27 protein-coding genes are annotated in these 24,648 nt (G+C 71.6%); 18 read left to right on the forward strand and 9 right to left on the reverse strand.

Features of this window, described 5'->3' with window-relative positions; genetic code table 11:
* Nucleotides 1–534, forward strand: coding sequence for a TRAP transporter small permease (locus tag NJ376_RS19250; protein ID WP_252954909.1), 534 nt, complete (start codon nt 1–3; stop codon nt 532–534).
* A 4-nt stretch (nt 535–538) separates the two neighbouring features.
* Nucleotides 539–1,843, forward strand: coding sequence for a TRAP transporter large permease (locus NJ376_RS19255; protein ID WP_252954910.1), 1,305 nt, complete (start codon nt 539–541; stop codon nt 1,841–1,843).
* 95 nt (nt 1,844–1,938) lie between these two features.
* On the opposite strand, the gene NJ376_RS19260 is transcribed toward NJ376_RS19255, so the two are convergent.
* The gene (locus NJ376_RS19260) at nt 1,939–2,466 is read right to left on the reverse strand and encodes a hypothetical protein (RefSeq protein ID WP_252954911.1); all 528 of its coding nucleotides are present in this window, start codon (nt 2,464–2,466) and stop codon (nt 1,939–1,941) included.
* A gap of 212 nt (nt 2,467–2,678) precedes the next feature.
* Nucleotides 2,679–3,086 (reverse strand): VOC family protein, encoded by a 408-nt coding sequence (locus tag NJ376_RS19265; protein WP_252954912.1) that lies wholly within the window; start codon nt 3,084–3,086, stop codon nt 2,679–2,681.
* 103 nt (nt 3,087–3,189) lie between these two features.
* Between NJ376_RS19265 and mscL the strand changes: the two genes are divergently transcribed.
* Nucleotides 3,190–3,651 (forward strand): large-conductance mechanosensitive channel protein MscL, encoded by a 462-nt coding sequence (gene mscL / locus NJ376_RS19270; protein WP_252954913.1) that lies wholly within the window; start codon nt 3,190–3,192, stop codon nt 3,649–3,651.
* A 315-nt stretch (nt 3,652–3,966) separates the two neighbouring features.
* Here the strand turns inward: mscL and NJ376_RS19275 are convergent, their stop codons facing one another.
* Nucleotides 3,967–5,613: a Na+/H+ antiporter gene (locus tag NJ376_RS19275; RefSeq protein WP_305880000.1), complete on the reverse strand. Its 1,647-nt coding sequence runs from the start codon at nt 5,611–5,613 to the stop codon at nt 3,967–3,969.
* Nucleotides 5,614–5,721: 108 nt separating this feature from the next.
* Here NJ376_RS19275 and NJ376_RS19280 point away from each other — a divergent pair, with 108 nt between their 5' ends.
* Nucleotides 5,722–6,636 (forward strand): S1C family serine protease, encoded by a 915-nt coding sequence (locus NJ376_RS19280; protein ID WP_252954914.1) that lies wholly within the window; start codon nt 5,722–5,724, stop codon nt 6,634–6,636.
* 314 nt (nt 6,637–6,950) lie between these two features.
* Here NJ376_RS19280 and NJ376_RS19285 read toward each other — a convergent pair whose 3' ends face one another.
* The 4 genes from NJ376_RS19285 to NJ376_RS19300 all read right to left on the reverse strand — a co-directional run bounded on the left by NJ376_RS19285 (nt 6,951) and on the right by NJ376_RS19300 (nt 10,559).
* A complete protein-coding gene (locus NJ376_RS19285; RefSeq protein WP_252954915.1) occupies nt 6,951–7,106 on the reverse strand; it encodes a hypothetical protein in 156 nt (51 codons plus the stop codon).
* Between the two features lie 352 nt (nt 7,107–7,458).
* Nucleotides 7,459–8,217, reverse strand: a complete 759-nt coding sequence (locus tag NJ376_RS19290) for an SDR family NAD(P)-dependent oxidoreductase (protein WP_252954916.1) — start codon at nt 8,215–8,217, stop codon at nt 7,459–7,461.
* 212 nt (nt 8,218–8,429) lie between these two features.
* The gene (locus NJ376_RS19295) at nt 8,430–9,929 is read right to left on the reverse strand and encodes a tripartite tricarboxylate transporter permease (protein WP_252954917.1); all 1,500 of its coding nucleotides are present in this window, start codon (nt 9,927–9,929) and stop codon (nt 8,430–8,432) included.
* Nucleotides 9,930–9,956: 27 nt separating this feature from the next.
* Nucleotides 9,957–10,559 carry a hypothetical protein gene (locus NJ376_RS19300; protein ID WP_252954918.1) on the reverse strand — a complete coding sequence of 201 codons (603 nt, stop codon included), beginning with the start codon at nt 10,557–10,559 and terminating at the stop codon, nt 9,957–9,959.
* Nucleotides 10,560–11,250: 691 nt separating this feature from the next.
* Here NJ376_RS19300 and NJ376_RS19305 point away from each other — a divergent pair.
* The 6 genes from NJ376_RS19305 to NJ376_RS19330 all read left to right on the forward strand — a co-directional run bounded on the left by NJ376_RS19305 (nt 11,251) and on the right by NJ376_RS19330 (nt 17,021).
* Entirely contained in the window at nt 11,251–12,435 is a 1,185-nt protein-coding gene (locus NJ376_RS19305) for a M20 metallopeptidase family protein (protein ID WP_252954919.1), read from the forward strand.
* Nucleotides 12,432–13,220 carry a creatininase family protein gene (locus tag NJ376_RS19310; RefSeq protein ID WP_252954920.1) on the forward strand — a complete coding sequence of 263 codons (789 nt, stop codon included), beginning with the start codon at nt 12,432–12,434 and terminating at the stop codon, nt 13,218–13,220. The genes NJ376_RS19305 and NJ376_RS19310 overlap by 4 nt, the downstream gene beginning before the upstream one ends.
* Nucleotides 13,217–14,212, forward strand: a complete 996-nt coding sequence (locus NJ376_RS19315; RefSeq protein ID WP_252954921.1) for a ketopantoate reductase family protein — start codon at nt 13,217–13,219, stop codon at nt 14,210–14,212. Before NJ376_RS19310 ends, NJ376_RS19315 begins: the two co-directional genes overlap by 4 nt.
* Nucleotides 14,209–15,198, forward strand: coding sequence for a ketopantoate reductase family protein (locus NJ376_RS19320; protein WP_252954922.1), 990 nt, complete (start codon nt 14,209–14,211; stop codon nt 15,196–15,198). The genes NJ376_RS19315 and NJ376_RS19320 overlap by 4 nt, the downstream gene beginning before the upstream one ends.
* Before the next feature lie 2 nt (nt 15,199–15,200).
* Nucleotides 15,201–16,046 carry a VOC family protein gene (locus tag NJ376_RS19325; protein WP_252954923.1) on the forward strand — a complete coding sequence of 282 codons (846 nt, stop codon included), beginning with the start codon at nt 15,201–15,203 and terminating at the stop codon, nt 16,044–16,046.
* A 177-nt stretch (nt 16,047–16,223) separates the two neighbouring features.
* On the forward strand, nt 16,224–17,021 hold the full coding sequence (locus NJ376_RS19330) for a ChbG/HpnK family deacetylase (protein ID WP_252954924.1): 798 nt from the start codon (nt 16,224–16,226) through the stop codon (nt 17,019–17,021).
* On the opposite strand, the gene NJ376_RS19335 is transcribed toward NJ376_RS19330, so the two are convergent.
* Entirely contained in the window at nt 16,981–17,961 is a 981-nt protein-coding gene (locus NJ376_RS19335) for a hypothetical protein (RefSeq protein WP_252954925.1), read from the reverse strand. The two genes, NJ376_RS19330 and NJ376_RS19335, sit on opposite strands and share 41 nt — an antisense overlap.
* A 47-nt stretch (nt 17,962–18,008) precedes the next feature.
* Between NJ376_RS19335 and NJ376_RS19340 the strand changes: the two genes are divergently transcribed.
* Nucleotides 18,009–18,548, forward strand: a complete 540-nt coding sequence (locus NJ376_RS19340; RefSeq protein WP_252954926.1) for a cytochrome b — start codon at nt 18,009–18,011, stop codon at nt 18,546–18,548.
* Nucleotides 18,549–18,777: 229 nt separating this feature from the next.
* On the opposite strand, the gene NJ376_RS19345 is transcribed toward NJ376_RS19340, so the two are convergent.
* Nucleotides 18,778–18,999 carry a hypothetical protein gene (locus NJ376_RS19345; RefSeq protein ID WP_252954927.1) on the reverse strand — a complete coding sequence of 74 codons (222 nt, stop codon included), beginning with the start codon at nt 18,997–18,999 and terminating at the stop codon, nt 18,778–18,780.
* Between the two features lie 99 nt (nt 19,000–19,098).
* On the opposite strand from NJ376_RS19345, the gene NJ376_RS19350 reads away from it, so the two are divergent.
* From NJ376_RS19350 to NJ376_RS19380, 7 genes are all read left to right on the forward strand, one after another.
* Nucleotides 19,099–19,431, forward strand: coding sequence for a DUF1491 family protein (locus tag NJ376_RS19350; protein WP_252954928.1), 333 nt, complete (start codon nt 19,099–19,101; stop codon nt 19,429–19,431).
* Nucleotides 19,432–19,596: 165 nt separating this feature from the next.
* The gene (locus NJ376_RS19355) at nt 19,597–20,307 is read left to right on the forward strand and encodes a response regulator transcription factor (RefSeq protein ID WP_252954929.1); all 711 of its coding nucleotides are present in this window, start codon (nt 19,597–19,599) and stop codon (nt 20,305–20,307) included.
* A 207-nt stretch (nt 20,308–20,514) separates the two neighbouring features.
* Nucleotides 20,515–21,372: a MaoC family dehydratase gene (locus NJ376_RS19360; protein WP_252954930.1), complete on the forward strand. Its 858-nt coding sequence runs from the start codon at nt 20,515–20,517 to the stop codon at nt 21,370–21,372.
* Nucleotides 21,373–21,455: 83 nt separating this feature from the next.
* The gene (locus NJ376_RS19365) at nt 21,456–21,995 is read left to right on the forward strand and encodes a 3'-5' exonuclease (protein ID WP_252954931.1); all 540 of its coding nucleotides are present in this window, start codon (nt 21,456–21,458) and stop codon (nt 21,993–21,995) included.
* 333 nt (nt 21,996–22,328) lie between these two features.
* On the forward strand, nt 22,329–23,156 hold the full coding sequence (locus NJ376_RS19370) for an isocitrate lyase/PEP mutase family protein (protein WP_252954932.1): 828 nt from the start codon (nt 22,329–22,331) through the stop codon (nt 23,154–23,156).
* Between the two features lie 244 nt (nt 23,157–23,400).
* Nucleotides 23,401–24,096 (forward strand): 3-oxoacid CoA-transferase subunit A, encoded by a 696-nt coding sequence (locus NJ376_RS19375; RefSeq protein WP_252954933.1) that lies wholly within the window; start codon nt 23,401–23,403, stop codon nt 24,094–24,096.
* Nucleotides 24,097–24,111: 15 nt separating this feature from the next.
* The coding region (locus tag NJ376_RS19380; protein WP_252954934.1) for a 3-oxoacid CoA-transferase subunit B at nt 24,112–24,648 on the forward strand (537 nt) is incomplete at its 3' end.

Here is a 24,648-nt window from a genome sequence, read left to right on the forward strand (position 1 = left end):
ATGCGGCGGCTGCTGGATGCGCTCTATGCCGCGGGCGCCGGCCTCGCGGCGCTCTCGCTGCTCTCGATCTTCCTGGTGATGATGGCGCAGGTGGTGCTGCGGGAGATGCAGATGCAATTCCCCGCCGCCGACGACATCAGCGCCTATCTCTGCGTCAGCACCACCTTCTTCGCCCTGGCCGCGACCTTCCGGCGGGGGGAGCTGATCCGCGTCGGCATGCTGCTGGACCGGCTCTCGCCGCCCGTGCGGCGCTGGGCGGAGGCGGTGGTGCTGGTGCTGGCCGCGGCGCTGCTGGCCTACATCACCCGCTGGGTCTTCCAGGACATGATGTTCAGCTACGAGATCGAGGAGGTGGCGCAAGGCACCGTGCCCATCCCCCTCTGGATCCCGAAGATCGCCATGCCCGCCGGCTCCGCCCTGCTGCTGGTGGCGGTGCTGGACGAGCTGGCGACGGTGCTGCGCGGGCAGAAGCCCGGCTATGTGGTGGCGGCGGAGGAACGTGCCGCCGCCGGCGATTTCTCGGCGGAGGTTTAGGCTCGTGGATCTGCTGACCTTCGCGCTGCTCCTGCTCGTGCTGCTGTGCCTGCTGCTCGGCGCCGGGCTCTGGATCGCCATGTCGCTCGCCGCCGTCGGCTATGTGGCGATGGTCTTCGTGCACCCCTCGCCCGGGCTCTTCCTCGCCTCCGCCTTCTGGGAGAGCACCGGGTCCTGGACGCTGGCCGCCCTGCCGATGTTCGTCTGGATGGGCGAGATCCTGTTCCGCACCAAGCTGTCGGAGGAGCTGTTCAACGGCCTCTCCCCCTGGGTGCGGCGCGTCCCGGGGGGCCTGCTGCACGTGAACATCCTCGCCTGCGGCATCTTCGGCAGCGTCTCCGGCTCCTCCGCGGCCACCTGCGCCACCGTCTCCAAGATCGCGCTGCCGGAGCTGAAGAAGCGCGGCTATGACGAGCGGACGGCGATCGGCTCGCTCGCCACCTCCGGCACCCTCGGCATCCTCATCCCGCCCTCCATCATCATGGTGGTCTATGCGGTGGCGGCGGAGGTCTCGATCATCCGCGTCTTCATCGCCGGCTGCATCCCGGGCCTGCTGGTGATGCTGCTGTTCAGCGCCTACATCGCCATCTGGGCGAAGCTGAACCCGGACAAGCAGCCGCGGCCGGAGCCGCCGATGTCCTTCGGGCAGAAGCTGCGGGCCAGCGCCCAGCTCATCCCCTGCGCCCTGCTCATCGTCGCCACCATCGGCTCGATGTTCGTCGGCTGGGCGACGGCGACGGAGGCGGCGGCCTTCGGCGTGCTCGGCAGCCTGATCCTCGCCGCCGTCACCGGGACGCTGACCTGGCAGAGCTTCCTCGACAGCCTGCGCGGCGCCACACGGCTCTCCTGCATGATCATGTTCATCCTGGCCGGCGCCGCCTTCCTGACCAAGGCGATGGCGCTGACCGGCATCCCGGCGGCGCTGGCCCAGGGCGCGGCCTCGCTCAACCTCGGCCCCTATGGGCTGATCGCCATCCTCACCGTGGTCTATGTGCTGCTGGGGACGGCGCTCGACGGCGTCTCGATGATCGTCCTCACCACCTCCATCGTCATCCCGCTGGTGCAGCATGCGGGGTTCGACCTGGTGTGGTTCGGCATCTTCATCGTGCTGCTGGTGGAGATCGCGGAGATCACGCCCCCGGTCGGCTTCAACCTCTTCGTCATGCAGACCATGACGGGGAAGGAGCAGACCGAGGTGGCGATGGCCAGCCTGCCCTTCTTCCTGATGCTGGTGCTGACGGTGGTGCTCTGCACCCTGTTCCCGGTGACGCTCGTCACCGGCCTGCCGGACTGGCTGCTCTCGCGCTGAGGCGCCGGCCGGCGGCGTTCCGGGCGGGGCTGTCGTAGCCCCGCCGTGTGGCATGGGAGATGCGGGAGGGGGAGGCCCCTCCCGCCCGGTATGGCTTACCGCGGCGCCGTCGGCGCGCTGCTGCCGGACGGCGTGGTGCCGCCCGTGCCGCTGCTCATGCCGCTGGCCGGGGGCGGGGTGTAGCCGGGGGCCGGGCCGCTGCCGGCGGCAGGCGCCGGGGCCGCCGGGCTGCCGGCCTCTGGCGAGCCGACCATGCCGCCGCCCATATAGGCGCGGTCCTGGTCCGCCTGGTGCTGGCGCCGCGCCGCCGCTTCCTGGGAGCGCGAGCGCGACCGCCGCGTGGTGCGCCGGTTGTCGTCGACCGGCGTGCGGACTTCCGGATTGCTCCAGGGCGGCGTGCCGAGATTGACGTCGCGCGGCGAGGTGGTGGCGCCGGTGATGGCGCCCGCGCCCCCGCCGATGGCCGCCCCCGCCAGCGCGCCCACCGGCCCGCCGAACGCCCCGATGCCCGCGCCCGTGGCGGCGCCCGCCGCCGCGCCGCCCGTGGTGCGGTCCTGGCTGTTGCTGCCGCAAGCACCAAGCGCGAGGGCAAGCGCCGCCGCGCCAACCAGTTTCCAGCTCATCTGCCGCGTCTCCGTTGCTGCCGGGCGGGCGCCTCGCCCGTCCACGGCTTCCGGAACGTCCGCAGGCCGGTCTGGTTGCGAGCGCCGGCGAGTCATATCAACGGCCTGTATGCCGATGCGTCGTGCCGCGGCATGGCCGCCGGCCTGGCACGGGCCCCGCGCGCCCCGCCCGGCCGCTGTGCGATGCCGGCCGGCCCCGTCGGCGGCGCGTGTCAGGCGCCGGGCTTCGGCCAATCCGCTCGATCGAAGCGCTGGATCTCCAGCAGGTAGCCGGCCGGGTCGCGGAAGAAGACATGGGTGATGCCGCGCGGGCTGCGCGTGGGTGGCGCCTCCGGCTGCACGCCCTGCGCCAGCAGCCAGGCATGCCATTCTTCCACCGCGTCGCTCACCAGCGTCACCAGCGCGCCGCCCTCGCGGCGCGGATCGGTCAGCTCCCGCGCTCCGCGAGCCGGACAGATGCCGAGGAAGCCGCGCTGCCCCGCCACGGCGAAGATCGCGACGTCGCCCTGGTCCTGCACCAGCTCCAGGCGCAGCACCTCGGCATAGAAGCGACGGCAGGCCGCGGCGTCCGCGGCGTAGAGGAAGATGATCTGCTGAGCGAATTCCGGCGGCGGCGACATGGCGCAGCATCCCTTCTGTGCGGCCTTGCTCGCAAGAGCGTGAGTCGGCGAAGGGCAACCGCATTGGTTTAGGCTCGTCTCCCTGACTGGAGGCTTTCTGCCCATGCAATCTCCGATTTCCCTTCGCGAACCCGCCTGGCTACGCGAGTTCAAGGCCTTCATCATGCGCGGCTCGGTGGTGGACCTCGCGGTCGGCCTCGTGGTCGGCGCGGCCTTCACCACCATCGTCACCTCCTTCGTCGAGGACATCATCAACCCGGTCATCGGCCTCGCCATCGGCGGCGTCGATTTCTCCAACATCTTCCTGGTGCTGAACGGCGAGCGTCAGGCCTCGCTCGCCGCGACGCGGCAGGGCGGGGCCGCGGTAATCGCCATCGGCAGCTTCATCAACACCATCATCAAATTCCTGATCGTCTCCTTCGCCATCTTCTGGGTGGTGAAGGCGCTCTCGAAGCTCCGCCTGAACGAGCTGGGCAAGGCCCCGCCGGTGGAGACGCCGACCGAGAAGCTGCTGGCCGAGATCCGCGACGAGCTGAAGGCGCAGCGCGCGCCGAGGCAGGGCTGACCGTCCGCGGCGCGGCCGCGGGAGGCGCGCCTTTCGTGTGATGCCTGGCGGTCTGTCGCCGCGGCCACCATCCCGGGCTTCGTCGCCCTGCGACGTCGCTCTCATCCCGGCGGCAGTTGACCGTCACCGACCACCTGCCTCCCGTCGCTGACCTGCGCGCTCCTGCCAGCATCGGGTCCCTACGGGCGGCGCCTTGCGCCGGCTCATACCGGCCGCGCCAGCTACTGGCCGATGTCGGTCAGAAGGCGCGCGGCCGCCACGCCAACCCTGCGCATGATGGCCGGCTCGGAAGGTGAGGAATTCCCAAGCCGGGTATCAGGCGTGGCCGGCCAGCGCCAGCATCGGGCCCCGCTGCTTCATGGACTTCGCCTTCTCCGCCTCCGTCCGCTCATCGCCCAGCACCTGGCGGATGCGGAGCTCCTCCAGGTCCAGCTCCTGCTCGATATGCGCCAGGACCTCCTGGGTCAGCAGCCCCTCCGCATGGTGGGCGAGGAGGATGCGGCGGGAGGTCTCGATCGCCGCCAGCCGGATCCGCCGCCGCGCCGCACGCTCCGCCGCCGCCGCCGCGCCGTTCGCGGCAATGCGTTCCTGGTGCCCGGCGCGCTCGCGGAACTCCGGCAGCAGGTCGGCGGCGATGGCGCCTTCCAGCGGGTCGTCCAGCCGGCTTTCCACCTCCGCCAGGGCAGCGGCGCCGACGATGCGCCGGGCTTCCGCCACCTCCGGGTCGATGCCGCCATCATGCGCCGGCACCTCCACCCGCAGGGTCTTGATGAGCCATTCCAGGGTGGTGCCCTGCAGCACCAGCGTCGCCAGGATGGCGCAGAAGGCGAGGAAGACGATGAGGTCGCGGGCCGGGAAATCCTCCGGCAGGGCCAGGGCCGCAGCCAGGCTCACCACGCCGCGCATGCCGGCCCAGGCGACAATGGCGGTGTAGCGCCCGCTCGGCAGCGGGTCGTGCCGCCGCACCGCGGCGATGTGCCGCGGCAGCCAGGTGGCGGGATAGACCCAGAGGAAGCGGGAGAGGATCAGCACCGCCGAAATGGCGAGGGCAAGGGTGGCGAGTTGCCCCGTGCCGATGCCGGCGATGCGCCCCAGCACATGGTTGAGCTGCAGCCCGATCAGCACGAAGACCAGGCTGTTCAGCAGGAATTCGACGAAGTCCCAGATCGCCCCGGCGGCGAGGCGGGATTGCGAGGTGAGGAGGGTGTGCTGCGCCTGGCCATAGACCAGCCCGGCCGTCACCACCGCCATCACGCCGGAGACATGCACCGCCTCCGCCGTCATGTAGGCGGCATAGGCGGCGAGGAAGGTGGTCGCCGTCTCCAGCATCGGGTCGGCCAGCCGGCGCAGCACGAGGATCGCCGCCTGCGCCACCAGCCAGCCGATGACGATGCCGCCGAGGCCAAGGGCGAAGAAGGTCAGGATTGCCTCCGCCGGCGCCACATTGGCGCCGGTGACCGCCACGGCCACCGCCAGCTTGTAGAGCACGAGGGCGGAGGCATCGTTGATCAGGCTCTCGCCTTCCAGGATGGTGACGATCTTGCGCGGCAGGCGCAGCCGCTGCAGCACGGCGGCGGCCGCCACCGCGTCCGGCGGCGCGACGATGGCGCCGAGCGCGATGGCCGCCGCCCAGGGCAGGTCCGGCAGCAGCATCCGGGCGGCGATGCCGATGCAGAGCGCGGTGAACATCACCGCGCCCACCGCCAGCAGCAGGATGGGCCGCAGGTTGCGCCGGAAGGCCCGCCAATCCGTGCGGAAGGCGCTGCCCTGGAGCAGCGGCGGCAGGAAGAAGGCGAGGGCGAATTCCGGGTCCAGCGGCACGACCGGCAGACCCGGCAGCAGGGCCAGCAGCATGCCACCCAGCACCAGGATGACGGCGTAGGGCAGGTTCAGGTGCCGGGCCAGCACGGCGAAGCCGATGCAGGCGGCTGTCAGGGCGAGGAGGAGTTCGGCAAGGGCCATGCACGCTTCTACCCGGCCGCATGGCGGGGTTGCGAGGGGGCTGTTCGGGTAACCACCTGCTGCTTCGCCATGCTTGATGCCCCTCTCCCCCCCAATGACGATGTACTGTTGGACGCCTATTCCCGCGCCGTGACCGCGGCGGTGGAGCGGGCGGGGCCGGCGGTGCTGCATGTGGCGGTGCGCGGCAAGCGGGGCGCCGGGGGCGGCTCCGGCGTCACCGTCTCCCCGGACGGGCTGGTGCTGACCAACGCCCATGTGGTCGCCGGCGCCGAGGAGGTGCGGGTGACGACCGCCGAGGGCCGCCCCCTGGCGGCCCGGATCCTGGGCGAGGATGCGGATACCGACCTGGCGCTGCTGCGGGCGGAGAGCGCGGACTCCCTGCCGGCCGCGACGCTCGGCGATTCCGCGGCGCTGCGCGTCGGGCAGCTCGCGGTCGCCATCGGCAATCCGCTCGGCTTCTCCTCCACCGTCACGGCCGGGGTGATCAGCGCGCTGGGGCGCAGCCTGGCAGGGCGGGGCGGCCGGCCGATCGAGGATCTGGTGCAGACCGATGCGGCGCTGAACCCGGGCAATTCCGGGGGTGCGCTGGTGGATTCCCTCGGCCGGGTGATCGGCATCAACACGGCGATCATCGCCGGGGCCCAGGGGCTCTGCTTCGCGGTGGCGAGCAACACCGCGCAGCTCGTGCTGGGCCAGCTCGCCCGCTTCGGCCGGGTGCGGCGAGCGGCGCTGGGGTTGACCGGGCAGCGGGAGGCGATCCCCCGCCGCTTCGCCCGGGCGCTGGGCATGGCGCAGGAGAGCGGCGTGCTGGTGGCCGCCGTGCAGCGCGGCGGCCCGGCGGACCGCGCCGGCATCGCCCCGGGCGATCTGCTGCTGGAGATCGGCGGCGCGCCGGTGACCGGGGTGGACGCCCTGCTGCGCTGGCTGACCGGGGAACGAGTGGGGACGGCGGCGGAGGTGCTGCTGCTCCGCCGCGGCGACCCGCGCCGGCTGCGCGTGGTGCCGGGGGAGCGGGAAGGGTAGGGGGCCGCCCCACGGACCCCGGAGAGGCGGCGGGTTCGGACCCTCGGGGCTGAAACCGGCGGGGCAGGTGCAGCCTCCGGCGGGAGGCCCGCGCCCTCCGCTCCGGCACCCGGGGCGAAGCTTCCATCTCCGGTTCGTGGCGCGGCGCCCCGGCTTTTGCCGGCGCCCATCCTGCCCCATGCCGGTTGCCGCGCATCGAGGACGGGCGCGGTGGCGCTGCCCTGGATGGTGCCGTTCCGTCCTCCGGCGGCTGCGGAGCCTGGATCAGGCGCCGCCCGCCGCGTGGCCCCGCCATGGGGCCGCCGGTGCCGGTCTCAGCGGCGCCGGTTGACCAGGGCCAGGAGGAGGACCACGGCGGCGATCAGCGCCACGCCGATCATCGCCTCCACCACCAGGAAGTTCGGGGCGTCCCGCGCCACGACGAGGGCCGCCAGCGCGCCCGCCACCACCAGGATTGCCCGGATCCACATCGCCGCCTCCTTGGTCAAGGCTTCGCAGCATAGGTCGGCCTGGCCGATGTGCCTTGCGCTGGCGCAATCCGGCGGGGCGGCAGCGGCGCCGCGCCATGCGAGCCCATGCGGCCCCTGGGTCCCGCGGCCGCACGGCCTGGAATGCGGCGCGCGGCACCCGGCCTCGGAAGATGATGAGCGGCCGGTTCGGATGGGACGCGAACGGATCTCTGGGCAGGGCGCCGCCCATCTTGGCCCCGCCCATGCCGGCCAGGGCCCCGCCCGGCCGCCCCCGGCCCTCCTGCCGCCGCGGCTTCGCCACCGCCCTGCGTGAGCGTCCCATCGCCAGGGCGGGCCGCGGTGGAGGCCCCTATCAGTGGCTGTAGCGCCGCGTCCCGCCATCCACATGGATGACCTGGCCGGTGATGTAGCGGGCCAGGGGCGAGGCGAGGAACACCGCCAGCACCGCCAGGTCCTCCGGCTGGCCAATATAGCCGGCCGGCACTTCCTTCTCCGCCCAGGCGCGGCGGCTTTCCTCCGTCGGCATCACCCGCAGATCGATCTGTTCGGAGCGGATGCGGCCGGGCGGGATGGAGTTCACCGTGATGCCATCCCGCCCCACCTGACGGGACAGCGCCTTGGCCCAGATATGGGTGGCGCCGTTCGGGGCATTGGCCGGGTTCACGTTGTGCGGCTCGTCCTGGCCGGTCAGGTTGATGACGCGGCCGAAGCCCGCCGCCTGCATGGCCGGGATGAAGGCGTGGGTGAGGCGGCGGGCGGCGTGGAAATTCAGCTCCATCGCCTCCTGCCATACCGCCTCGTCCCCCAGCTCCCCGGGCGGCTGGGGGCGGCTGCCGCCGGCATTGTTCACCAGGATGTCCAGCCGCCCGAAGCAGCCGAGCACCGCATCGCGGATGCGCGGTGCGGCAGAGGGGTCGGTGATGTCCTCGACGACCACCAGCGGCTCGGCGCTGGCCGGCAGCTCCGCCGCCAGGCTCTCCAGCAGGTGGCGGCGCCGGGCGAGGAGCGCGACGCGGCAGCCCTCCCCGGCCAGCATGCGCGCGATGCTGCGGCCGATGCCGGCCGAGGCGCCGGTGATGAGGGCGACGCGCCCGGTGAGCTGCAGGTCCATGGGGTCCTCCGCGCTGACCGCCCCAGCCTGCGGCCCACCCCGGCAAAAGAAAAGCCGCCCCGGCTTCCCGGAGCGGCTATTCCCTGAAGTTCCGGCCCGCCACCCGGCTGCCCGGTGCCGGCCGGGGCTTCGCCCTGGCCGGCTGTGCGGAGCGCCGCCCATCGAGCGGCCCCGGGGGTCCCGCGGCGCTGCGCCTGCAACGCCGCGAGAGCCTAGCCCGCCATCGCCGCTTCCTTGCCCTTCCGCAGGTTCGGCATGAGCATGGCGATGAGGGCGACGGCCGCGATCGCCAGCATGGTGGCGCTGATCGGCCGCTGCACGAACACCATGGGGTCGCCGCGGGAGAGCAGCATGGCGCGGCGCAGGTGTTCCTCCATCATCGGGCCGAGCACGAAGCCGATGAGCAGCGGCGCCGGCTCCATCTTCAGCTTGGCGCACATCACGCCGAACACGGCGAACACCACCGTCATGTATACGTCGAAGACGTTGTTGTTGATGGAGTAGGACCCGATGCTGCAGAACACCAGGATCGCCGGGTAGAGGAACTTGTACGGCACCTGCAGCAGCTTCACCCACATGCCGATCATCGGCAGGTTGATGATCAGCAGCATGACATTGCCGATCCACATGGAGGCGATCAGGCCCCAGAACAGGTCCGGCTGGGCCTCCACCATGCGGGGGCCGGGCTGGATGCCCTGGATGATCAGCGCACCGACCATCAGCGCCATGACGGCGTTGGACGGGATGCCGAGGGTGAGCAGCGGGATGAAGCTGGTCTGCGCCGCGGCGTTGTTCGCCGCCTCGGGACCGGCCACGCCCTCGATGGCGCCCTGGCCGAACAGGTGCCGGCCCTTCGAGATCTTCCGCTCCATCATGTAGGAGCCGAAGGCCGAGAGCGAGGCGCCGCCGCCCGGCAGGATGCCGAGCACGGAGCCGACCAGGGTGCCGCGCAGCACGGAGGGCGTCGCCCGCTTCCACTCCTCCTTGGTCAGCCAGAGGCTGTCGACCTTGGTCTTGAGGACGCTGCGGGCTTCCGGCTTCTCGAGGTTCAGGATGATCTCGGCGATGCCGAACATGCCCATGGCGACGGCGGCGAAGCCGAGGCCGTCGGACAGCTCGGGGATGCCGAAGGTGAAGCGCTGCTGGCCGGTCTGCACGTCGGTGCCGACGAGGCCGAGGGCGACGCCCGTCACCACCATGGCAACCGACTTCAGCACCGAACCCTGCGCCAGAACCGCCGAGATGATCAGGCCGAGCAGCATGAGCGAGAAGTAGTCGGCCGGGCCGAAGGACAGCGCGACCGAGGTCAGCACCGGGCCCGAGGCGGCGACCAGCAGGGTGGCGCAGGAGCCGGCGAAGAAGGAGCCGAGCGCCGAGGTGGCCAGCGCCGCGCCAGCCCGCCCGTTGCGGGCCATCTTGTAGCCCTCGAGCGTGGTGACGACCGAGCTGATCTCACCCGGCAGGTTCAGCAGGATGGCTGTGGTCGAGCCGCCATACTGCGCGCCGTAATAGATGCCGGCGAGCATGATGATGGCCGTCGTCGCCGGCTGGCCGAAGGTGATCGGCAGCAGCAGGGAGATGGTGGCAACCGGCCCGATGCCCGGCAGCACGCCGATGGCGGTGCCGATCAGCGCGCCGATCAGCGCGAAGAGCAGGTTCTGGAAACTGAGCGCGACGGCGAACCCGTGCGCCAGATTGGCAAAGATATCCATGGCCGTTCTGTCCCTTTCCGGCGCTGGTCAGAACTGCGGCCAGACGGCCACGCGGATGTCGAGCTGCTTGATGAACACCCACCAGCTGAGCGCGAGCAGGAAGATGATCATGCCAAGCACGCCGAGCGGCCGCTGCAGGTGTTCCCGCTCCGCGGTGCAGGCGATCAGGATGGTGCCGACCAGCGACAGCATCAGCCCGCCCTGCTCGAGCAGCAGGGAGAAGAAGCACATGGCGGCACAGATGAAGCCGATCAGCGCCCATCCCCTGGAAATGCAGGCCACCAGGAAGCCGACCATCATGCCGATGCCGACGGCGTTGTAGGTGTTCTCGAAGAAGCCGCCGAAGCCGGGTGCGACCTTCCACACCACCGCGCCGACCACGACGCCAAGGACGAGGGCCAGGATATCCCTGCCCGTCCATTTCTCCAGCGGGTCCGGTCCGCTGAAGAGGCCCAGGACCAGCACCATCGCGCCGAGGGCGAACAGCACCCAGAACACGAGCATGGGCATGTAGCCCGGGCCCATGCGCCGCGCGCTGCCGAGCGCGTGCTCCTGGTTCAGCCATAGGCCGATGACGGCCAGCAGGACCAGAAAGGCCCCGGAGGCTATATCCTTTGCGTTGAGTTTCATTTGTCGACTTTCCTCGGCTCCCAGGCAGGGCCCGGGCGTAGTAGGGCCCGGGTTCCGGCTTTCCTTGCAACGACACCCTGGCATGCTGCCCCGGTCAAGCCATTGGCGTAACCAGGGAAGAGGGAAGGCGCGCCCCGCCTCATGCGAATTCGGCCCCAGGGGCCCGGAGGGGGAGCATCCCGCGGGCCGGGGCGGCGCCGGGGAAGGCTACGGCTTCGGCGGGACGGCAGCGCCTGGCCATCCCGCCCCGTAGGCCGCGGCGCAGCCCTGCCATAGTGGCAGGGCCGGCCATGGCCGCATTCCGTGCCGGGCGGCGCCTGCCGGCACCCCTCGCCTGCCTGAAGCGGGGATGCAACTCGGGCGTGCGGGCAAGCGTGACGAAACACGCGATGCCGCCGGCGGCGCGGGGAAGAAGCAGCGGCCGAACGGAACCGGCCTGGCCGCACGCCAGCGGCGACAGTGCCGCCTGTGCGGCACCGCCCGCTACAACAGCTTCGCGCGGCAGCGTCCCGGACATCTTCCCCCCGGTCGGATGTGGCGGTCCTATGGCATGGGATTGTCCCAACGGGCAAGCGGCGCCGCGGCCCGCAAGGCGTTGCAAGGCTTTGTTGCGCTGCGACAATCCGGCTCTTGTATCCCAGTAGGCTTCCCGTAATCCTCGCCGCCCGACCCCATCCGCGCAGGATATCCCATGGCCGACCGGCTGCTGAACGACCCTGAAACCCGCATCCGCGCCGCGGCCGAGGCGCTGGAGCCACGCCTCGTCGAGCTGCGCCGCGACATCCACGCCCATCCGGAACTGGCCTTCGAGGAGGTGCGGACCGCCGGCATCGTGGCGGCGGAGCTGGCCCGGATGGGCATCCCGCACCGGACAGGCATCGGCAGGACCGGCGTCGTCGGCGTGATCGAGGGCGGGCGCCCGGGCCCGACCCTGGCCATCCGCGCCGACATGGACGCGCTGCCGATCCATGAGGCGACGGGCCTGCCCTTCGCCAGCCAGGTGGACGGCAAGATGCATGCCTGCGGCCACGACATCCACACGACGACGCTGCTCGGCGTTGCCGAGGTGTTGAAGGCGCTGGCGCCGCAGCTGGCCGGCCGGGTGAAGCTGGTCTTCCAGCCGGCCGAGGAGGCGCTGGGCGGCGCCGCGGCGATGGTGGCGGATGGGGTGCTGGAAGGCGTGGACATGGCGCTCGGCTTCCACAACCAGCCGGACATGCCGGTCGGCCGCTTCGGCTATGTCCGCGGCGCCACCCTGGCCGCGGCGGACCGCTTCGACCTGGTCATCACCGGCAAGAGCGGCCATGCCGCGCATCCGGAAGTGGCGATCGACCCGATCGTCGCCGCCGGCGCCTTCATCGCCAATGCGCAGACCGTGGTGAGCCGCGAGATCGACCCGCTGCACCCGGCCGTCGTCACCATCGGCATGATCCATGGCGGCACCGCGCCCAACATCATCCCGGAGAGCGTGGAGCTGCGCGGCACGGTGCGCACGCTGAGCACGGCGGCGCGCGACACCGCCGAGGCCGCGCTGAAGCGCCTGGCGGCAGGGCTGGAGGCGATGCACCGCGTCCGCTGCGCGCTGGCCTATCGCCGCGGCGTACCGCCGCTGATCAATGCGGACAGCGTGCTGGACCCGGCCGTCTCCGCCGTCCGCGCACAATTCGGCGAGGTGGTGGCGGAGGGCAAGCCGAGCATGGGCGCCGAGGATTTCGCGGAGTTCGCGGAGCGCGTGCCGGCCTTCCAGCTCCGCATCGGCAGCGGCGCGCCTGGGCGCCGCGATCATCTGCACAATCACGACTACCAGCCGGATGAGCGCTGCATCGGGCTTGGCGTGCAGGCGCTGTCGCGCATCGCGCTCGAGATTCTGGCGTGAGCCGCCGCATCGCCGAGCTGACCGCGCCCGAGGTTGCCGCCCGCCTCGCCGCCGGCGCTTCCGTGCTGTTGCCGCTCGGCAGCCTGGAGACGCACGGGCCGCAGGCGCCGATGGGCGATTTCCTGCTGGCCGAGGAGATCGCGCTGCGCATCGCCGAAGCCGCCGGCGCGGCGGGCACGGATGCGCTGGTGCTGCCCCCCATCCCCTTCGGCGGCGAGGATTTCTTTTCGTTCGTCCCGGGTGGGATCGTGCTGACCCCTGCCACCTTGCAGACGGTGGTGGAGGAGGTGTGCGGCAACCTCATCCGCACCGGCACGCGGCGCATCCTGCTGGTGAACGGCCATGCCGGCTCCATCGCGCCCTGCGATGCGGCGGTGCGGGTGCTGCGGCGGAAGCATGACCTGCGCCTGCCCGTGCTGCATCTCTGGCGCGTCGCCGGCGCGCTGCATCAGGAATTCGGCGGCGCGGCGGCAAGCTTCGGCCATGGCGGCGACCCGGTCTGGTCCGTCGCCCAGCATCTGCGGCCGGATCTCTGCCGGCCGGAGAAGGCGCGGGAGAAGCAGGCCGTGCCGCCGATCTACGGCCTGCCGGTCGCGGATTTCGCCACGGTGAGGATCGAGGGCGTCGCCTTCACCCTGCCGACCGAGGTGGAGGAGGTGGCGCCGGGCGGCGTCGCCTGCGCCGACAGCCGGCCGGGCAATGCCGCGCATGGCGCGCGCATCGTGGAACGCATCGTCACCGCTGGCGCCGCCATGCTGGCGCGGCTGAAGGAACACATCGCATGAAGGTCTGCATCTTCGGCGCCGGGGCGATCGGCGGCGTCATCGCCGCACGCCTCGCCAAGGGCGGGGCGGAGGTCTCCGTCCTCGCCCGCGGCGCGATCCTGGAGGCCATCCGCGCCAAGGGGCTGACGATGCACGCCCCGGACGGCACGCTGCGGTGCCGGCCGCGCGCGGCGGCGGATCCGGCGGAGCTCGGCCCGCAGGACTACGTCATCGTCACCACCAAGGCGCCTTCCCTGCCCTCCGTCGCCGCCACCATCGCGCCGCTGCTGGGGCCCGAGACGCCCGTCGCCTTCGTGATGAACGGCATCCCCTGGTGGTACCGCGCCCGCACCCCGCGCGAGGGCGAGATCCTGCCGGAGCTCGACCCCGGCAATGCCGTGCGCACCGCCATCGGCGTGCGGCGCACCATCGGCGGCGTGGTCTATTCGGCCAGCGAGGTGCTGGAGCCCGGGGTGGTGCATGTGGAAACCGCCGATGGCCGCGTCATCCTTGGGGAGCTGGATGGCAGCCTCACCCCCCGCGTGGAGCGGCTGGGCGCGGCGATTGCCGCGGGCGGCCTGCCGGCGCCGGTGGTGCCGGATATCCGCAAGGCCGTCTGGACCAAGCTGATGGGCAACCTCGTCTCCGGCCCGCTCTGCATCCTCGGCCGCGCCGGCATGGCGGATGTGCTGGGCAGCACCTCGGTGCGCGGCCTGGCGGTGGAGATGATGCGGGAGGTCACCGCCATCGCTGCCTCCGAGGGCATCGAGATTCCAGGCGATGCGCCGGAAGCGCGCATCGAGCGCTCGGCGAAGCTCGCCCACAAGCCCTCCATCCTGCAGGATCTGGAAGCGGGCAAGATGATGGAGGTCGCCACCATGTTCCGCGCCCCGCTGCACATCGCGCGCAGCAACGGCGTGGCGGTGCCGAACCTCACCCGCATCGTCGCGCTGGCGACGCGCGCCGCCATCTCCGCCGGGCTCTACGCCCTGCCGGAAGGGGCGGAAGCGTGAAGATCTGCATCTACGGCGCCGGCGCCATCGGCGGCCACCTTGCCGGGCGGCTGGCCAGCGGCGGGGCGGAGGTCTCGGTCGTCGCCCGCGGCGCGCAGCTCGAGGCGATCCGCGCCCATGGCCTCCGCGTGCTGGCCGCCGACCGGGAGATGCATGTGCAGCCGCGCGCGGAGTCCGACCCCGCCGCGCTCGGGCTGCAGGATGCGGTGCTGGTCTGCACCAAGGCGCCGGCCCTGCCTTCCGTCGCCGTCGGCATCGCGCCCCTGCTGGGGCCCGAGACGCCCGTCGCCTTCGTGATGAACGGCATTCCCTGGTGGTACTTCCACGCCCATGGCGGGCCGGAGGACGGTCGCCGCGTGCCGGAGGTCGATCCGGGCGACGCCGTGTGGAACGCCATCGGCCCGCAGCGCGCCATCGGCGGCGTGATCTATTCTGCCTGCAATGTGAAGGCGCCCGGTGTCGTCGAAGTGACCAGCCGCACCAGCAAGCTGATCCTCGGCGAGCCTGACGGCAGGGTGAGCGACCGCGCCCAGGCGCTGGCGCGCGCCTTCAAGGCGGGCGGCATGGCCTGCAGCGTCAGCCAGGACATCCGCAGCGATGTCTGGGCGAAGCTGCTGAACAATTTCTCCTCCGGTCCTGCCTGCATGCTCACGCGGCGGCACATGCAGGACATGCTGTCGGATCCCGTGCTGCGCGCTGCCTGCACCCGGCTGGTGGAGGAAGGCATGGCGATCGCCCTCGCGCATGGCCGGACGCTGCGGGGCACGGCGGAGGACTGGATCGCGCTCTCCGCCACCCTGCCGCACAAGCCCTCCATCCTGCAGGATCTGGAGGCAGGGCGGCCGATGGAGGTCGACTCTCTCTACCAGGTGCCGCTGCGCCTGGCGCGGGAGAAGGGCGTGAAGGTGCCGACGCTGGAGCTCTTCGTCGCGATGATGGCCCAGGCCGCGGAGGCGGCTGGGCTCTACAAGCGAAGGAATGGCTGAGCATGGGCGTGCTGCAGATCGACCACGTCGTCGTCGATGTCCGCGACCGGATGGCGGAGGGCGCGGAGACCTTCCGCCGCCTCGGCTTCCAGCTGACGCCGATGGGGAAGCACAGCCTGGGCTCGGCCAACCATCTTGCGGTGTTCGGCACGGACTATCTGGAGCTGCTGGGCACCGACGTGCCGGGCGGCAAGCTGCGGCCGGATATTGCGCCCTTCCCGCAGGGGCTGAACGGCTTGGTCTTCCGCGCCTGGGACGGGGAGTCGGAGGCGCTGGAGGCGCGGCTGCGCGCCAATGGCGTGCCGGCGCAGCCGGCGCAATCCTTCAATCGCCCGGTCGAACTGCCGGATGGCACCCAGGGCGATGCGAAGTTCAAGGTGGTGCGGCTGGACCGCGCCGCCGCTTTCGATGGCCGCCTCTACTGGTGCGAGCATATGACGCCGGAGCATGTCTGGCGCCCCGAATGGCAGGAGCATCCGAACGGCACGCTGGGCATTGCCCGCGTGCTGCTCTCGGTGCGGGACCCGGAACGCCAGGCGGCGCAGTTCCGCCGCATGTTCGGCGCCGAGGCGGTGACGATGCGCGAGGACGGGCGCGCCGTGCTGAGGGTGAAGGATGCGGCGGTGGAAGCCGCGCCGCATGCCGCGGTGGCGGCGGAGCTCGGCAACGCGGCGCCCAACCCGGCGGGGCGCGGCGACTACATGGCGCTGCTGGGGCTGAAGGTGAAGGATGTGGCGGAAGCCGCGCGCTGCCTGATGATGGCGCGGGTGCAGGCGGCGATGGCGGCGGGCATCCTGCGGGTGCCGGCGAAGGTGGCGGTGAATACGACCATCGACTTCGTGGCCTGAGGCGGTGCTGAGCAAGGGCTCTGCCCCTTCCTCTCACGTTGGACGCAGCGCGTCCAACCCCGCAAAGGGCCGCGCGGCCCCTGGAAGCCTTGAGTCTGCAGGTTCGACCTGCGAGGCCCAAGCGCATGGTTGCCGAATGCGAGAGAGTGCAGTGTCCGTCTCGAAAGGCTGAGCCGCATGTCCTGTCTCCTGATCATCAATTGCGACGATCTCGGCGTCAGCCACGCCGCCAACCTCGCCATCCATCGCGCCCTGGCGCGGGGCGTGGCCACCAGCGCCTCGCTCATGGTGCCCTGCCCCTGGGCGCCGGAGGCGGTGCAGCTCTGCCGCAGCTATCCGCTCGGCATCCACCTCACCTACACCAGCGAATACCCGGCCTGTCGCTGGCGCCCGCTCACCGCGGGCGCCTCGCTGCGCGATGCGGCGGGCTTCTGCCATCCTACCACCGAAGCCGCCATCGCCGCGCTGGACGCCGCCGAGGCGCAGGCCGAGGGCGCGGCGCAGATCGCGGCCGCCCTCGCCTGGGGCGTCGACGTCACCCATCTCGACCTGCACATGAACGTGCTGCAGATGCGGGAGGATCTGTTCGAGGTCTATCTCGACCTTGCTTCGGCCCACCGCCTGCCCGTCCGCATCCTGGGCGCGGCGGAGGCCAGGATCGGCGGTGAGGCCGCCCGGGCCCGCGCCGCCGCGCGCGGCGTCCTGTGCAACGACCACATGCTCTACCCCTGGCCGCGCCCGGCGGCGGAGGTGCTGCGCGAGGCCGCGCCCAATCTCCAGCCCGGCATCACCGAGATCTTCGCCCATCCAGTGGAGGATGGGCCGGAGCTGCGCGCCTATTCGCCCCGCTTCGCCGAGCTGCGCGCCGCGGATGCTGCCGGCATGGCGGACCCCGCCCTGACCGCCCTGCTGGAGGCGCAGGGCATCCAGCGCATCAGCTACCGGCAGCTGCGAGACCGGCAACGGGCGGGCTGAGCCGTGGCAGCGCCGTCTGCCCCAGCACCCAGCCCTCCCAGCGCCGGATCCAGGGATCCTCCGGCACGAAATCCGGCCGCGTCCCGTCCAGCACGCCGATCAGGCCGAGCAGCCCGATCAGCGAGTCGAACCGGTCCTCCCCCGCCGCATCGGTGCCGAAGCCGGCGGCGATGGTGGCTTCCAGCCCCGCATTCGGCACCACGCGTCGTGCCGCCATCGCCTCCCGCAGCGCCGGGGCCAGGGCCAGGCGCGGCCCCTGGGCGCGCTTGCTGCCTGCCAGCTTCAGCCCGCAATGGCGCAGCGCCTCGGCCGGATAGACCTCCGCCAGCACCGCCACGCCCGGCGCCAGCAGGGCGTGCAGCCCGCCCTGGAAGGGCCAGAGCCGCACCGGCGCGCCCCCTGGCCCCTGGGTGGCCAGGGCAGGCACCAGCCAGTCCCGCCAGGCGGCGATCGCCGCCTTGCCCGATTGGTTGGCGCCCAGCGTCCAGAACAGCGGTGCGCCCGCCGGCCGCTCCGCCGTCGCCCGGTCGCACCAGCGGGAGAGGCCCTCCGGCCCGGCAAAACCCAGCGCCGCAGCATGCGCCGCCCGCGTCATCCCCCGCACCCCGCGCGCCGGGTAGAAGGGGCTGGCGGCGCAGACCGTCTCCAGCCCGGCATTCACCGCGAAGAATTCCGGCCGCGCCGCCAGCCCGGCGAGAAAGGCCGGGAAATCTGCCTCCTCGCACCCCGCCGCATAGGCACGCGGCAGGCCGAGCGGCAGGTCCAGGCCGAGCGCCACCGGCGCCCCCTCCGCCAGCAGCCCCGGCAGCAGCGCCGCCACCGCCCCCACCGGCCGCGGCACCTCCGCCCGCCAGGTGCGGCCCTGGCGCCGGGCGAGACTCAGCCAGCGCTTGCGCGGGTCGATGCTCCAATCAGCATGGGCGGCGATCAGGTCGGGCAAGGCTGGGCCGCCCTGTGGCAGCATGACGGCATCGGGGGAGGGGCAGGATGGAGAGTTACAGCCCGGTTTCGAAATGGTTCCACTGGGTCACCGTGGTCCTGATGGCGGTGGCGCTGCCGGTGGGCTTCGTCATCCAGCACGTCACGGACAAGCAGGAAGGCGCCACCAAGATGGTGTTCTACGCCATCCACGAATCCGCCGGGGTGACGCTGTTCCTGGTGGTGTTGGCCCGGCTGCTCTGGCGGCTGAGCCGCGGGGCGCCGCCGTTGCCGGGCAGCATCCCGGCGCCGCTGCGCCTGGCCGCGAACACGGTGCATCATGCGCTCTACGCCCTGCTGCTGCTCCAGCCGCTGCTCGGCTTCTTCGCCACCAATGCCTGGGGCTTCCCGCTGCAGGGGCGCACCGCCTATCTCGGCTTCATCGAATTGCCGAAATTCATGGAGGCGAACGAGGCCCTGGCCGGCCAATTGCAGACGCTCCACACCATCGGCGGCTGGACCATCCTGGTGCTGCTGGTCCTGCATGTCGGCGGCGTGGTGTTCCACCAGGCCATCCGGCGGGACGGGCTGCTGCTGCGCATGGTGTAGGGTAATGCCCTGGCCGCCAGCGCTGCCCGCCATGGCTGGCCATGCCAGGCTCCGAACGCCCGCATCCCGGGACGGCCCGGCGCCGCGCCGCGGCCAGCGAGTCCTGTCGGCGCGCCTGTCGAACCCACCGCTACCCGGTCCCCTCCCGCGATCCGGCCGCGGAAGCCCTGCCCAAGCCTCCGGAATGCGACGGCTCCAGGGGCCCACGGAGCCGCCGGGCGGGAAGGGCTCAGAGCGGCTTCTGCGCCTTCTCCATCAACCGGGCGAAGAAGCCGGGCTTCTTCTTCTCCGCCGCCCCGGCCGCGGGGGCGACCGCCTTCGCTGCCGTGGCGCGCTCCGCCTCGGCTTCCTTCGCTTTCTGGTCGAGCCAGCGCTCAAGGCTCATTCCCGCGCGGGCGGCGCGTTTCGCCTCATAGGCGCGCTGCCCTTCACTCATCTTCCGCTGGTCCATGGGAACTCCTACGCCGGGGCAGATGTGACAAAGCCCGGGCGCTTGGGCAAGCGGGGATGGGGCTTGCCTTTCCTGCCCCCGGCGGAGTCCTATGCGGCCATGGAACCCCGCGTGAAGGCTGGAATCTGGGTCTCGATGGCGCTGCGCCTGGCGGATATCGCCGGCCGCAGCGGTGCCGTGCTGCGCAAGGGGGACCCGGATTCGGGCGGCATCCTCTGCGTGCTGCGGGGGCGGGACGGGCTGGTGGTGCTCAGCCAGGTGCGGGATGCAGCGGGCCGCCCGGCCTGGATGCGGGGCAGCGGGCAGGCCCCGGTCGATCAGGCTGCCGCCGATGCCTATATAGACCGGCAGTTGCGGCGGGACCCAGATCTGTGGGTAGTGGAATTCGACGCTCCGGATTTACAACCTCCGTTTGAGGGGAAGGTATTGTAACACAAGTCGTTGTCCCGTTATCGCAATATTGTGTAGCTGTCTATACGCGCCCGTGAGGTGCGTTTTCTCGCCCAATGGTTTCAATCGCGGCGTGCAAACCACGGCGGCGGAACATCCGCGCCGAGCCCACGTTTTCTTGCAACCTACTGTCTGTCCGGAGGCTTCATGGCATCCCCCCGCCCTATCCTGATCGTCGAGGATGATGCCGCGCTCCGCGCGACACTTGCGGAGCAGCTCAGTCTGGAAGGCGACTTTGCCGCCGACGAGGCCGAAAGCGCCAAGGAAGCGGAGCAGAAATTGTCCAGCGCGGATGCTCGTTACGATGCCATCCTGCTGGATATTGGCCTGCCGGACGGCGACGGCCGCGATTTCTGCGCCAAGCTGCGGCGGGACGGCCGGAAGATGCCGGTCATCATGCTGACCGGCAAGGACCAGGAGCAGGACATCGTCCGCGGCCTGGATGCCGGGGCGAATGACTACATCGCCAAACCGTTCCGGTTGCATGAGCTGCTGGCCCGGGTCCGCGCCCAGCTTCGCGTCTTCGACAATTCCGAGGACGCGGTCTTCACCATCGGGCCCTACATGTTCCGCCCGGCCGCCCGGCTGCTGCTGGAGCCGGCCCGGAACCGCAAGGTTCGGCTGACCGACAAGGAAAGCAACATCCTCAAATTCCTGTACCGCGCCGGCGGTCGGCCGGTGCCGCGGCAGATCCTGCTGAACGAGGTGTGGGGCTACAACAGCGCCGTCACCACGCACACGCTGGAAACCCACATCTACCGGCTGCGGCAGAAGATCGAGCCGGATCCGAGCCGCGCCCGGCTGCTGCTGACCGAGGGCGGCGGCTACAAGCTGGACCCGCTGGCCCAGGCGGCCTGACCTTCCCTCGGCGCCGCCATGCGGCGTCGAGGGAGCCCCGGAGGCGCCGGACCCCCGGGCCTCGCAGGGCATGGCCGCGACAGGGCACCAGGTGACGCCGGGCCTTCCCCCGGGCCAGGCGTCCCCCTGAACGGTCCCGCTCCGGCCCGGCCTTGCCCCTTCGGATGGCTGCGGGGAAACTGCCCGCCCATAACCGGGGGAATGCCGATGCCCATCGTCTACGAAAAGCTGCTCAACTACCCCATCCCGGAGGTCCGCCAGACGCTCCGCTGGCAGGATGTGGCGCTGTATAATTTCTCCATCGGCCTCGGCCAGGATCCGATGGACGAGCAGCAGCTCGACTTCGTCTATGAGCCGCGGCTGAAGGTCATGCCCTCCATGCCGGTGGTGCTCGGCTCCCCCGGCTTCTGGTCCCGCAACCCGGACACCGGCATCGACTGGGTGAAGATCGTGCATGGCGAGCAGGGCCTCGTCCTGCACAAGCCGCTGCCGACCGAGGGCGAGATCATCGGCCGTTCCCGCGTCACCGGCCTGGTCGATCGCGGCGCCGGCAAGGGCGCGCTGATGTATTCGGAGCGCGAGATCATCGATGCCGCCAGCGGCGAGGTGCTGGCCACCGCCACCTCCACCAGCTTCCTCCGCGGCGATGGCGGCTTCGGCGGGCCGGACGGCCCGGTGAAGCGGCCGCATCCGGAGCCGGAGCGGGCGCCGGACCTGACGCTCGACCTCGCCACCCGGCCGGAGCAGGCGCTGGTCTATCGCCTGAACAGCGACCTGAATCCGCTGCACATCGACCCCGCCATCGCCAAGGCGGCCGGCTTCCCGCGGCCCATCCTGCACGGACTCTGCACCTTCGGCACGGTCTGCCACGCCCTGCTGCGCACCCTCTGCGGCTATGACACGGCGCGCTTCGGGCGGATGGACCTCCGCTTCTCCTCGCCCGTCTATCCCGGGGAGACCATCCGCACCGAGATCTGGCAGGAGGAAGGCGGCGCCGCCTTCCGCGCCCGGGTGGTGGAGCGGGACAAGGTGGTGGTCAGCAACGGGCTGTTCCGCTTCGCCTGATGCACCGCCGGGGAAGCGCCGCGGCGGAGGCCGGGCCGTCCGCCCTGGAACCGTCCGCTCTGGTCTGGGCGGGTGGTCCCGTCGTGGTCTTCGATACGGAGACCACCGGGGTCGGCTGCGGCGACCGCGTCGTCTCCCTCGGCGCGGTGCGGCTGGATGCGGCGCTGGAGCCGGAGGCGACGCTGCACCTGGCCTTCGCCCCCGGCATTCCCTGCCATTGGGGCGCCGCCCGGGTGCACGGCATGTCCGACGCCTTCCTGGCGCTGCACCCGCCCTTCGCCGCCCATGCCGGGGAGATCGCCGGTTTCTTCGCCGGCGCCATGGGCTGCGCCCACAATCTCGCCTTCGACCGGCGGATGCTGGGCGGCGAGTTCGAGCGGCTGCACCTGCCCGCCCCCTGGGGCGCGGAATTCTGCACCCTGCAGGCCTGGCGCCGGGCCCGCCCCGGCCGCCGCGCCGGCCTGGCCCATGCCGCCGCCGCATGCGGCCTGGGGCGGGAGGGGACGCTGCATGGCGCGCTGGAGGATGCCTGGCTGGCCGTGCAGATCCTGCGCGCGCTGCATGGTCTGCCGCCCGCCCTGATGCAGCTGCACGGCATCACCAACGGGCCAGGGGATGGCTAGGGTCCCGATCCCGAAGCCTCGCGGATGTCGTGTTCGGCTGCGAGGCTTTCATTTAGTAGCATGCTCGTCCGCCCCTTTCGCTGGGTCCAGTCAACGTCGCGGGCAGGACACTGGCCTGGGCGCGGTTTCGGCATGGCTGGCGGAGGCGGGGGCGCCCAGGCCGCAGATCGGCGGCGCGGTCCGGCCGTCCTGGGACTGGGGTCCGGTCGATCCTTTCGTCCACGCCCGAACCGGTGGACGCCGGGGCGGGGCATCATGGCAGGGTGCCAGCCAGGCCGGGGCCATCCCTTCGCTATGCCCCGGCTCTAACCGTTTGCGGGAGGAATACGCACCATGACCAGTTTCGCCGAACGTGCCGAGCGCTTCGTCGCCCTGCATGCCGCAGGCTGCTTCGTCCTGCCCAATGCCTGGGATGCCGGCTCCGCCCGGCTGTTGGCGGCGCTCGGGCCGGTGGCGCTCGCCTCCACCTCGGCCGGCGCCGCCTGGACCTTCGGGCGGCAGGATGGCGCCATCACGCGGGAGATGGCCGTGGGCAACGCCGCCGCCATCCTGGCCGAGACGGATCTGCCGGTCTCTGGCGACCTCGAGGATGGCTACGGCCCTTCGCCGGAGGACTGCGCCCTGACGGTGCGCGCCGCCGGAGAGGCCGGCCTCGCCGGCTGCACCATCGAGGACACGACGGGCAACCCCGCCGCGCCGATCCATGAGTTCGACGCCGCTTTGGCCCGGGTGCAGGCGGCCGTCGCCGCGGCCAGGGGGCTGGGCCGGCCCTTCGTGCTGACGGCGCGGGCCGAGAATTTCCTCCATGGCCGGCCGGATCTGGAGGACACGATCCGCCGCCTCACCGCCTTCGCCGAGGCCGGCGCCGATTGCCTCTACGCCCCCGCCCTGCCGGACATGGACGCCATCCGCCGGGTGGTGCAGGCGGTGGCGCCGAAGCCGGTGAACGTGCTGGCCGGCCCGCGCAGCGGGCTGGTGCCGCTGGCGGAGCTGGCGGCCGCCGGCGTGCGCCGCGTCTCGGTCGGCGGCGCCCTGGCGCGCGCCGCCTATGCCGCCGCGCAGGAGTATGGGAAGGCGCTGCTGGCCGGGGACCTGCCGCGCTTCGCCGCCATCGCCCCGCATGGCGCCATCAATGGCGCGATGCGGGGCAAGGCCGGGTAGCGGCGCCGGCCCCCCGCCTGATGCAGGGGCACCCGGGGACGACGGTCACCGCCCCTTGTCCCGGCCGGGCCGCCGCCGCAGCATCGGGCATGGCTCGATGCCGCCGGCACGAGCCTCCCGCCTCCGGCGAGCCTCACGGCATCCCCGGCCTCGGCGGGCAGGGGCGGCACCTCTCCCGAGCCTTGGGGGCTGGACCGGCGCCGCTGCTGGCGGTACCTCCAACCGACCCCCGGGAGGGAGATGGATGATCAACAAGATCGTGGCCTCGGTCGCCGAGGCCCTGGACGGCGTCAAGGACGGTTCCACGGTGCTGATCGGCGGCTTCGGCGCGGTCGGCCAGCCGGATGCGCTGATCGAGGGGCTGATCGAGCAGGGCGCCAAGAACCTCACCATCGCGCTGAACAATGCCGGCAGCGGGCATGTCGGCGTGGCGCGGCTGATGGAGGTCGGCCGGGTGCGGAAGATCATCTGCTCCTTCCCCCGCAGCAGCGACCCGGTGGTCTTCGAGACGCTCTACCGCGAGGGCAAGCTCGAGCTGGAGATCACCCCCCAGGGCACGCTGGCCGAGCGCATCCGCGCCGCCGGCGCCGGCATCCCCGCCTTCTACACCGCGACGGCGGCCGGCACGCTGCTGGCCCGCGGCAAGGAGACGCGGGAATTCGACGGCCGCGAATACGTCATGGAGAAGGCCCTGAAGGCCGATGTGGCGCTGATCGAGGCCTGGGAGGCCGATCGCTGGGGCAACCTCGTCTATCGGGGCTCGGGCGCCAATTTCAACCCGATCATGGCCATGGCCGCCGATCTCACCATCGCCCAGGTGCAGCACATCCGCGAGCTCGGGGAGCTGCATCCGCACATGGTCGGCACGCCCGGCGTCTATGTGAACCGCGTGGTCCAGGTGGATCGCGGCGGCGACTGGCTGAAGCCCGAAGCGCGTTAAGGGGGAGACGAGATCATGCCCTTCACCCGTGACCAGATGGCCGCCCGCCTCGCCGCCGATGTGCCGGAGGGGTGGTGCGTCAACCTCGGCATCGGCATCCCGACGCTGGTGGCGAACCATGTGCCCGCCGAGCGGGAGGTGATCTTCCAGTCCGAGAACGGCGTCATCGGCATGGGGCCGGCGCCGCAGAAGGGACAGGAAGACCCCTGGCTGATCAATGCCGGCAAGCAGCTCATCACCCTCGCCAAGGGCGCCAGCTTCGTCGGCCATGCCGACAGCTTCGCGATGATCCGCGGCGGGCATATCGATCTCTGCGTCCTCGGCGCCTTCGAGGTGGCGGAGAATGGCGACCTGGCGAATTGGGCGACGGGCGAGAACGACACCGCGCCGGCCGTCGGCGGCGCCATGGATCTCGCCGCCGGTGCCAAGCGCGTCTGGGTGGTGATGGAGCACACCACGAAGGATGGGCGGCCGAAGCTGGTGGAGAAGTGCACCTACCCGCTGACGGGGCTGCGCTGCATCCGCCGGGTCTACACCAACCTCGCCGTCATC

Source organism: Siccirubricoccus soli, assembly GCF_024178315.1.
In the GTDB taxonomy this organism is placed as follows: domain Bacteria; phylum Pseudomonadota; class Alphaproteobacteria; order Acetobacterales; family Acetobacteraceae; genus Siccirubricoccus; species Siccirubricoccus soli.